A 9,154-nucleotide genomic window follows, 5' to 3' on the forward strand; every position below is an offset into this window, starting at 1 on the left:
CCCGGATCAACGGTCCCGGAGTGATCCAACCACCTCGAAGATCATTTCGTTAGGAGTTCTAAGGGCTGTCCCGTAATCCCTGGCGGGCGCACGACGACAGCTACGGCACCTCGCCGCGTTGCCGGAACATCCGGATACACCCAGTATCCGGACGTCCCTCCGCCTTGCGATGCAGCTCGGCATCCAAGGGACGAAGGCAAGAGCCGAGACGGAGCGAGCACAGCGAGTGCAGTGCATCTGACGCCGTGCGCTGATCCACCAGGGATTACGGGACAGCCCTTAGTCGCGTGTAGTACTCGGTCGAGATGAACGCCAGCTGCGCCACCTCCTCGCGACGCAATCCCGGGGTTCGGCGGCGCGCCCCGGCGGGCAACCCCACGTCGGCGGGGGTGATGCGCTCGCGCCTGCTGCGCAGGAAGCCGGCCAGTTCTCGTCGATCCACCTCCCAGTGTGCGCGGCGCCGAGGTGCCCAGCCAGGTACTGTNTCTCGTCGATCCACCTCCCAGTGTGCGCGGCGCCGAGGTGCCCAGCCAGGTACTGTCGGTGCCTGGATGAGCGGGGTGGCCGGACACAGGCTCGTCGGCATGAACAACACACCGATCACGTCCACCACGACCTCGGGCCGCCTGCTCGTCGGCAAGGTCGCCTTCATCACTGGCTCCGGTCGCGGTATCGGCGCGGCATCAGCGCGGCTGTTCGCCCGGGAGGGGGCTCGGGTGCTCCTCGCGGCCCGCACGGAGTCCCAGCTCAAAGCGGTGACCGAGGAGATCCGGACGGCCGGCGGCACTGCGGATTACGTGGTGTGCGACCTGGCCGACCCGGCAAGTGTCCGTGCCGCCGTCGACCGGTCCGTGGAGGTGTACGGCCGGCTCGATGTGGCCTTCAACAACGGCGCGACGGGCCAGCCGCCCGGTCCGATGGATCAGCTGTCGGAGGCCGATTTCGACCACGTCTGCGCCGTCAACCTCAAGGGCCCGTGGCTGGCCATGACCGCCGAGATCGCCGCCATCCGCGCCACCGCGAAGCGCGGGGCCATCGTCAACACTTCCAGCGTCGGCAGCCTGATGGGCAACCCCTCGCTGCCCGTATACGGCGCGGCGAAGCGGGCAGTCAACAGTCTCACCGCGTCGGCAGCTGCCGCATACGGCCCAGAAGGTATCCGCGTCAACGCCATCGCGCCCGGCACCACACTCACCGAGATGCTGCACGAGTGGGATGAGAAGGCCCCCGGCACCATTGAGCAGCTCAACTCCCTGACCCCGCTGGGCCGCGCCGCCGATCCGGACGAGATCGCCCAGGCCGCCGCCTGGCTCCTCAGCGACCGCTCCTCCTACGTCACCGGCACGGTCCTTCGGGTCGACGGCGGCATGCGAGCCTGAGTCGAAATGGGGGGCCTTGCAGGGCGCCGGCCTCCCACGGCGGGAGAGGAGCAGGCCTGACCAGCAAATTCACCTTGCCTGACGCCGTGGGCCGCCCGCTCGCCTGCACCGTCACCGGCGGGAACAGCGACGACTGGACTCAGTTCACCGCGGTGATGGAGGCGATACGGGTGCCCCGCACCGGCCCGGGACGACCGCGAGCCCGACCCGCCCACGTCCTGGGCGACAAGGGCTGCAGCGAAGGCCGGCGGGCGCCCGCCGTGGCTGCCGCCCTGGAGCCGGTTGCGGCGCCGGGCTGCTGATCACCGGCAAGGTGATGGTGCACGCCGAGGCGCTGACCGGCCCTGGTGGCGTGGTGCTCGACAATGCCGCGCCGCTGGAGCCGTTCGCCGAGTGGGTGCGGGCCGGCAAGGCCGGTGGCGCGGCGATGTGGAGGCAGCCACACGACGATCACCGTCACGCCGCCGCGCGGCTGGAGCGGCGTCTCTGGCAGCTATCGGCAAATAGCTGCACTCCTGATCTTGCGTAGCAAAGCAAGATAATCGCCCATAAAATGGGCATTGCTGGCGCACTGGCGTGCCAGACAGGCACGTGAAGTCGGTGCGGAAGAGTGATCGACTCGGGGACGGGATGCCTATGGATCAGGCCGCCAGTCCGGCGCGGACCGTCATCCTGACTGTGGATGACGACCCGGGCGTGTCGCGTGCTGTCGCCCGCGACCTGCGGCGACGCTACGGCGCGTCGTACCGGATCGTACGCGCGGAGTCCGGCGAGTCCGCCCTTGCCGCGCTGCGCGAGCTGAAGCTGCGCGGCGGCCCCGTCGCGGTGATCGTGGCCGACTACCGGATGCCGAAGATGAACGGCATCGAGTTCCTTGAGCAGGCTCTCGACATCTACCCGGGCGCCCGGCGGGTGCTGCTGACCGCGTACGCGGACACCAACGCGGCCATCGACGCGATCAACGTCGTCGACCTCGACCACTACCTCCTCAAGCCCTGGGAGCCGCCCGAGGAGAAGCTCTACCCCGTCCTCGACGATCTGCTGCAAGCCTGGCGGGCCACCGACCACCGGCCGGTGGTCATCACCAAGGTCGTCGGGCACCGCTGGTCGGCGCGCTCGTCGGCCGTACGGGAGTTCTTGGCCCGCAACCAGGTGCCGTACCGCTGGTACTCGTCCGACGATCCGGAAGGCCGGCGGCTGCTGTGCGCCGCGGGCCAGGAGGGCCTGCGGCTCCCGCTTGTGATCACTCCGGACGGCACGGCCCTCATCGAGCCCGAGGACCGGGAGCTCGCCGCCCGGGTCGGCCTCGCGACGACCCCGGCAACCGACTTCTACGACCTCGTCGTCATCGGCGGCGGACCAGCCGGTTTGGGTGCGGCGGTGTACGGGGCCTCCGAGGGCCTGCGGACCGTCCTCGTGGAACGCTCCGCGACCGGAGGCCAGGCGGGCCAGAGCTCGCGCATCGAGAACTATCTCGGCTTTCCGGACGGAGTGTCCGGGGCACAGCTCACCGACCGGGCCCGGCGTCAGGCGGCGAAGTTCGGTGCCGAGATACTGACCGCGCGCGAGGTCACCGGGCTGGAGATCAATGGCGCCTCGCGCGTCGTTCGGTTCTCGGACGGCTCCGCCGTCGCCGCGCACTCCGTGATTCTCGCGACCGGCGTGTCGTACCGGCAACTGGATGCACCCCACGTGACCGAGTTGACCGGCTGCGGAGTGTTCTACGGCTCGGCCCTGACCGAAGCGGCCGCGTGCCAAGGCCATGATGTGTACATCGTCGGCGGCGCGAACTCCGCCGGCCAGGCCGCGATATACCTGGCCCGGAGCGCCAAGTCGGTCACCATACTGGTGCGTAAGCCGTCCTTGTCCACTTCGATGTCGCACTACCTCGTCCAGCAGGTCGAGGAGACGGCCACGATCTCTGTGCGCACCAACACGGTCGTCGACGCCGCCCACGGCTCGCGTCAACTGGAACGGATCACCCTGCGTGACACAACGACCGGCCACACCGAACTCGTCGACGCCCAGTGGATGTTCGTCTTCATCGGCGCAGCCCCGCTGACCGACTGGCTGGAGGGCACGGTGCTCCGGGACTCCCGCGGATTCATCCTGACCGGCCCCGATCTGACCGCGGACGGGCGCCCGCCGGCCGACTGGGAGTTGGACCGGCCGCCCTACCACTTGGAAACAAACGTCCCGGGCGTGTTCGTGGCCGGAGACGCCCGCGCCGAGTCCGCCAAGCGTGTCGCTTCCGCAGTAGGAGAGGGAGCCATGGCGGTCATGCTCGTGCACCGATATCTGGAGCAGTCATGAACGGCCGGCCGATGCCGTGCAGTCAGGAGGAACTCGGCTCGCTGTTCCTGTTCGAGAAGCTGGCTCCCGACCAGATCGCCCTCCTCTGCCGCGAAGGCCGTGTGGAGGAGTTCGAACCCGGGCCCGTGTACGGGGAGGGCGACCCCGCCACGTGCTTCTACGTGCTACTCGAAGGGACCATCGCTCTCTCGCGCCGGATCGGGGACTACGACGTGGAGATCAACCGGAGCTCCAGCCGCGGGGTGTACGCGGGAGCCTTCCAGGCCTACCTGGGTGACCGCCTGCGGCAGGTGTACAACAGCTCCCTGCGTGTCATCGAGCCCGCACGCTTCTTCGTGCTGCCCGCGGAGACCTTCGCCGCGATCATGCGCGAGTGGTTTCCCATGGCCGTGCACCTGCTGGAAGGCCTCTTCTTCGGCACCAAGAGCGCCCAGGAGGCCGTCGGCCAGCGAGAACGGCTCCTGGCTCTCGGATCGCTGTCCGCAGGGCTGACCCATGAGCTGAACAACCCCGCCGCCGCGGCCGTGCGAGCCACGTCCGCGCTCCGCGAGCGGGTTGCCGGGATGCGCCACAAGCTCGGCGTCATCGCGGCACGCCCGTACCGGCGCGACAGCCTGGAGACGCTCATCGACGTCCAAGAACGCACGGCCGAGCGCGTCGCCAAGGCCACCACCCTGAGCCCGCTGGAAGCCTCGGACCGGGAGGACACCCTCTCCGACTGGCTGGACGACCACGGCATCGGGGACGGATGGCAGCTCGCGCCGACTTTCGTACAGGCCGGCCTTGACACCGACTGGCTGGACCAGATCGCCGCAGCCGTGGACAGGGACACCCTCGAAGGTGCGGTGCGGTGGCTCAACTACACAGTCGAAACCGAACTGTTGATGAACGAGATCGAGGAGTCGACCACCCGCGTCTCAGCCCTCGTCGCCGCGGCCAAGCAGTACTCGCAACTCGATCGAGCGCCCTACCAGGTCGCAAACGTGCATGAACTGCTGGACAGCACCCTGCTGATGGTCTCCGCGAAGATCGGCCCCCACATCACCGTCGTCAAGGACTACGACCGCAGCCTGCCGAAGATCCCGGCCTATCCCAGCGAGCTCAACCAGGTATGGACGAATCTGATCGACAACGCCGTCTCGGCGATGAACAGTACGGACGCCGACGGCACGTTGACCGTACGAACCGCGCGCGAGGGAGACCATCTGCTCGTCGAGTTCTGCGACACCGGTCCCGGGATCCCCGCGGAGATCCGCGAACGCATCTTCGACCCGTTCTTCACCACCAAACCGGTGGGTGAGGGTACAGGTCTCGGCTTGGACATCTCATGGCGCATCGTCGTCAACAAACACAAGGGGGACCTGCGGTTCCACTCCGTCCCCGGCGACACCCGCTTCCAGGTACGCCTCCCGCTGGCCTCCGCCGACCCCCATCCCCCACAGGAGCCGTCATGAGTTCCCCGAACGGAATCGACCCCTCGGTCCCGCCCAGCGGAACCGGATGCGCCGAGTGCGACGCCGGCGGCGGCTGGTGGTTCCACCTGCGACGCTGCGCACAGTGCGGCCACATCGGCTGTTGCGACGACTCGCCCGCCAAGCACGCGACGGCCCACGCGCGGGCCACCGGGCACCCGGTGATCCGCAGCTTCGAACCGGGCGAAACCTGGTTCTGGAACTACGAGACCTCGGAGGTGTACGCCTCAGGCCCACACCTGGCTCCCCCTGAGAGCCACCCGGCCGATCAGCCCACCCCCGGCCCCGCGGGACGAGTGACGAGTCCCGGACGACTGGGCCGACCGTCTGGGCACCCCATTCCGTCATGCGGGCATGGCAGTTGGGACACCTCGGACCGAACAGCCGTCAGCTGCCATCGGTCGATAGATTGCGGACTCGCCGTGGCTGCCCGTAGGAAACTCTGCTGCCGCCGTCCCGGTCTCGGCTCTTCCACCCCCTGACCTTCTGACGACCGTGATCGCGGTGGCAGCCCCTGGCCCGAGGCTGCCGCCGCTGCTGTGCGGAGGTGTAGGGTCCCCGATTCGATGCGCGCTGGTTCCTGCTGGAACGTAGAGGTCCGCGTTCGATGTGCACTCGTCGAGTTGGTAGAGAGCACGCAATCCGGGGCGACCTGGGCACTGTGGTTGGTTACGGTCGGTGGGGAGCTGTCAATACGCGTTCATCGTGGGGAGCGGGTGTCTGTGTGCGGCGGAGTGTGGTCTGCCGGGTGCGGTGCATGGTCACGGGGGCCGGTGTTGCGCGGGGTTGACGCCGTCGATCTCGACGAGGAGGTGGCGGGGGCCGCGCAGACCGGGGTTCGCGCGGTAGGGCGGTGGGTCGGCGACGAGCCGCGACTCCCACCCGCCAGTGCGCATCGAACTCGTCGCGGCGGGGCAGTGCGGTCCGGCGCGCCGGAACCTGGCCCATGAGGACCTGCTTGGACAACGGTGGCCGGTCGTAAGGGAGATACGGCTCGTCCCCGATCACGGTCAGCGAACCAGTGAAGCCCTCCCGACGCAGCGTCGAAACAGCCACCAGCGCAGCCAGGGACGCCCCGACAATGACGATGCGCCCGGTGCGCTTCAACGCCTCCTCAGGGCCGGGGGCGGGCACGTGCGTTCCAGGCTCCGCATACCGGTTTTGGGCGTCCGCACGGTCGAGGAAGATGGCCTGGACCGGGCAGGCCGCCGCGGCCCGCGCGATCTTCTCCCGCTGCGCATCGTCCGGATCGGAGCCGTACAGAAGCGGCTCGTCCCCTTGAATGGCAAACACATCCGGCGCGGCGAACGCGCACTGTGCGTACCCCTGGCACCGCGTGAGATCCACAACGATCTTCATGTGGACGCCCCTTCCGAACCCTGCGGATCGGCCGTTTCGTCCCACCACCACGCGCGCACGCCACGGCGTTTGCTCTTTCAGTGCAGCACGGCACGCCGGGGACCGCACCTCGACGCGGACCGGGAGCTACGTTCCGGATTCGTTGCGCACCGAATCTGGGAATTGCGCATTCACAACGCGGCGAGCGCCGACATTGCACATCAGAACGCGGACCCGAAAGGAGGGGCCCGCTACGGCTATTGGTCCTGTTGGAGTTGTACAGCTCAGAGGACGTTCCAGCCCTGGCGATCAGCTGCTCGAATGTGTCTTGTGCGATGGGTTCGAGGCCCTGGTGCCCTCGCCGCGCCAGTCCCGGCCCCGCACTCCGCAGGAAATCTTGGACCTGGCAGCGTCGCTGAAGAGGGGCTGGCCTGGGTGCTGCGGGGACGACGCTGTCAGCGTCCGCCCGCTGTGGGGGCGAGGGGCCCGTCCAGAGCTGCCCATTGCAGGAGCAGGATGGTCTTGCCGTCGGTGATGCGTCCGTCGCGGGTCATGGCGAGGGCTTCTTCGAAGGGCAGTTCGAGGACCTCGATGTCTTCGCCGTCTTCCTCGAGTCCGCCGCCGGTCCCGGTCCGGTCGGCCGCAGTGTAGGGAGCCGCGAAGAAGTGCAGGCGCTCGGTGACGGAGCCGGGGCTCATGTAGGCGTCGAGGACGTGCGTGAGCGGGCCGAGCGTGACGCCGAGTTCCTCGGCGCTCTCGCGCCGCACGGCGGCCGGCGGGTCGTCCGCGTCGAGCAGCCCTGCGGCGGCTTCGACGAGCATGCCGTCGGGGTGGTCGTTGACGTAGGCCGGATAGCGGAACTGGCGGGTGAGCAGGACGCAGCGACGTTCGGCGTCGTAGGGCAGGACGACCGCGCCGTTGCCGCGGTCGTAGGTCTCGTGCTGCTGGGTGACCCAACGTCCGTCGCGGCGGCGGTAGTCGAAGGTCGTACGGCGCAGCACGTGCCAGCCCTGGGAGGTGAGCTCGACGTCGCGGACCACGACGTCGGGGTTGCGGTCCAGGTCGCGGCCGGCGCGGTCGAGGCCGACGCGGCCGCGGTGGTCGGGGGTGTCGATGCCGGGACGGGGGTTCACGTGGTCTCCTGCGGGGTGCGGGGCGGGATCTGTGCGAGGTCGTGGTAGACGGGCAGGCCGCGGCGGCGGGCGGTGGCAACGTCCTGGTCGGCTCCGGTGGAGTCGCCCGGCAGGCGCAGCACGGCGTCGCAGTGCGCGAGCAGGCGCTCGGCGGTCGGGTACAGCACCTGGTCGGCGAGGGGGTCGGTGGGGCCCGCGCCGGCTGAGCGCAGGACGGGCAGGGCGACCCACTCCCCGATCACGGGGAGGTGGCCGGCGGCGAAGACGGGCCACGCGGCCGCTTCGAGGCGGGCGAGGTTGGCGGCCATGGCCTGCGGGTCGCTGCCGGTGCCAGAGCGGTGGGGGCCGGCGATCAGGATGAGCATGGGTTTGTCGGTCACGTGCGCTACGATACATGCAGAAACGTGCAAGAACAGGAGAGAATGCGGATGCTGGCTGCTGAACGGCGCGACCACCTGCTGAGTCTGCTCGCCCGCGAGGGCAAGATCGTCGCCAAGGACGTCGCCGCCGAGTTGGGGATCTCCGAGGACAGCGTGCGGCGCGACCTGCGCGATCTCGCGGCCGAGGGATTGTGCCAGCGGGTCTACGGCGGGGCGCTCCCCGTCTCGCCGGCCTCGGCGGACTACACCGCCCGGCAGACCGTGGCCCCGGACGGCAAGCGGAAGGTCGCCTCGGTGGCCGCCGGGCTGGTGCGGCCGGGCGGCGCGCTGATCCTCGACGGCGGCACCACCGCCCTCGCCGTCGCCCGCGCGCTCCCGCAGGACCTGGCCTGCACCGTGATCACCCACAGCCCGACGATCGCCGCGGCCTTGCTCGATCATCCGCAGGCGGAGGTCTTCCTGCTTGGTGGCCGCATTTTCAAGCACTCGGCGGTTGCTTGCGGAGCGGCCGCGGTCGAGGCCGCGCAGAACGTCTCGGCCGACCTCTGCCTGCTCGGCGTCACGGGCGTACACCCCGAGGCGGGACTGACCACTGGCGACGCCGAGGAGGCCGCGATGAAGCGCGCCCTGGCCGCACGCGCGGCGGACACCTACGTCCTCGCCTCTTCCGAGAAGATCGGCACAGCTTCGCGTTTCCGCGTCCTGCCCTGGGAAGAGATCAGCGGACTGATCACCGACGCCGACCCCCACGACGCAGTCGTCGAACAGCTCACGGCGCTCGGCGTGGAGATCCTCACAGCCGGCTGACAGCTACAGGCCGAACGCTCGACGACCGGCCGGCAGGCGACCCAAGGCACCAACCCGCCACCACGACCCGGCCATCCACAGGAATTGACAATTGCTCGTCCCGGATCGCCAGGCTCCCCTTCGGCCGTACAGACATCGTCAGCCACCCCATACGACTACGTCGGTCTTCAAGACCACAACCAGGTCTTGAAGGCAGACGTCACACAGGACCCCGAATTACCCCACAACGGCCCGGGGTGGTTCCGGGGCCACCATGTTTCCGCCGAGTTGGCCGCCTGGCAGGTTCTGACGGTAGAAGCTGGTTCCGCAGTCCTTGGGCACTTGGGGGTTGA

The 9,154-nt window shown here is 69.1% G+C and carries 8 protein-coding genes and 5 pseudogenes; 7 read left to right on the forward strand and 6 right to left on the reverse strand.

The annotated features are described in order from the left end of the window. Positions 1 to 280: 280 nt before the first annotated feature. A pseudogene (locus DY245_RS45185) lies at positions 281 to 442 on the reverse strand (transcriptional regulator); the annotation flags it as partial. A gap of 142 nt (positions 443 to 584) precedes the next feature. On the opposite strand from DY245_RS45185, the gene DY245_RS09725 reads away from it, so the two are divergent. The 6 genes and pseudogenes from DY245_RS09725 to DY245_RS09750 all read left to right on the forward strand — a co-directional run. Continuing rightward, on the forward strand, positions 585 to 1,379 hold the full coding sequence (locus DY245_RS09725) for an SDR family NAD(P)-dependent oxidoreductase (protein WP_244942947.1): 795 nt from the start codon (positions 585 to 587) through the stop codon (positions 1,377 to 1,379). Positions 1,380 to 1,453: 74 nt separating this feature from the next. Beyond that, positions 1,454 to 1,681, forward strand: a complete 228-nt coding sequence (locus tag DY245_RS09730) for a hypothetical protein (RefSeq protein ID WP_128505626.1) — start codon at positions 1,454 to 1,456, stop codon at positions 1,679 to 1,681. 14 nt (positions 1,682 to 1,695) lie between these two features. Continuing rightward, positions 1,696 to 1,908: a hypothetical protein gene (locus DY245_RS46090; RefSeq protein WP_244942948.1), complete on the forward strand. Its 213-nt coding sequence runs from the start codon at positions 1,696 to 1,698 to the stop codon at positions 1,906 to 1,908. Positions 1,909 to 2,015: 107 nt separating this feature from the next. Continuing rightward, positions 2,016 to 3,692, forward strand: a complete 1,677-nt coding sequence (locus DY245_RS09740; RefSeq protein ID WP_128505629.1) for an NAD(P)/FAD-dependent oxidoreductase — start codon at positions 2,016 to 2,018, stop codon at positions 3,690 to 3,692. Beyond that, positions 3,689 to 5,146 carry an ATP-binding protein gene (locus DY245_RS09745; RefSeq protein ID WP_128505631.1) on the forward strand — a complete coding sequence of 486 codons (1,458 nt, stop codon included), beginning with the start codon at positions 3,689 to 3,691 and terminating at the stop codon, positions 5,144 to 5,146. The genes DY245_RS09740 and DY245_RS09745 overlap by 4 nt, the downstream gene beginning before the upstream one ends. Next, a pseudogene (locus tag DY245_RS09750) lies at positions 5,143 to 5,463 on the forward strand (UBP-type zinc finger domain-containing protein); the annotation flags it as partial. The gene DY245_RS09745 and the pseudogene DY245_RS09750, both read left to right, overlap by 4 nt. A gap of 568 nt (positions 5,464 to 6,031) precedes the next feature. Here the strand turns inward: DY245_RS09750 and DY245_RS45190 are convergent. From DY245_RS45190 to DY245_RS09765, 4 genes and pseudogenes are all read right to left on the reverse strand, one after another. Then, a pseudogene (locus DY245_RS45190) lies at positions 6,032 to 6,298 on the reverse strand (FAD-dependent oxidoreductase); the annotation flags it as partial. A gap of 33 nt (positions 6,299 to 6,331) precedes the next feature. Then, a pseudogene (locus DY245_RS45195) lies at positions 6,332 to 6,523 on the reverse strand (ferredoxin); the annotation flags it as partial. A 434-nt stretch (positions 6,524 to 6,957) separates the two neighbouring features. Continuing rightward, positions 6,958 to 7,635 (reverse strand): NUDIX domain-containing protein, encoded by a 678-nt coding sequence (locus DY245_RS09760; RefSeq protein WP_128505636.1) that lies wholly within the window; start codon positions 7,633 to 7,635, stop codon positions 6,958 to 6,960. Next, on the reverse strand, positions 7,632 to 8,015 hold the full coding sequence (locus tag DY245_RS09765) for a DUF4406 domain-containing protein (protein WP_181923596.1): 384 nt from the start codon (positions 8,013 to 8,015) through the stop codon (positions 7,632 to 7,634). Before DY245_RS09765 ends, DY245_RS09760 begins: the two co-directional genes overlap by 4 nt. Before the next feature lie 48 nt (positions 8,016 to 8,063). Between DY245_RS09765 and DY245_RS09770 the strand changes: the two genes are divergently transcribed. After that, a complete protein-coding gene (locus tag DY245_RS09770) occupies positions 8,064 to 8,822 on the forward strand; it encodes a DeoR/GlpR family DNA-binding transcription regulator (RefSeq protein ID WP_181923597.1) in 759 nt (252 codons plus the stop codon). A gap of 249 nt (positions 8,823 to 9,071) precedes the next feature. Here the strand turns inward: DY245_RS09770 and DY245_RS48210 are convergent. Further along, positions 9,072 to 9,154 (reverse strand): annotated as a pseudogene (locus DY245_RS48210) (DUF6445 family protein); the annotation flags it as partial.

Origin of the sequence: Streptomyces inhibens (assembly GCF_003389455.1) — a bacterium.
Lineage (GTDB): Bacteria > Actinomycetota > Actinomycetes > Streptomycetales > Streptomycetaceae > Streptomyces > Streptomyces inhibens.

Excerpts from the sequence above, each read along its gene's own strand:
- DY245_RS09725 (WP_244942947.1), top strand. The coding sequence starts at position 585 with ATGAACAACACACCGATCACGTCCACCACGACCTCGGGCCGCCTGCTC.
- DY245_RS46090 (WP_244942948.1), top strand. The coding sequence starts at position 1,696 with ATGGTGCACGCCGAGGCGCTGACCGGCCCTGGTGGCGTGGTGCTCGAC.
- DY245_RS09740 (WP_128505629.1), top strand. The coding sequence starts at position 2,016 with ATGGATCAGGCCGCCAGTCCGGCGCGGACCGTCATCCTGACTGTGGAT.
- DY245_RS09745 (WP_128505631.1), top strand. The coding sequence starts at position 3,689 with ATGAACGGCCGGCCGATGCCGTGCAGTCAGGAGGAACTCGGCTCGCTG.
- DY245_RS09770 (WP_181923597.1), top strand. The coding sequence starts at position 8,064 with ATGCTGGCTGCTGAACGGCGCGACCACCTGCTGAGTCTGCTCGCCCGC.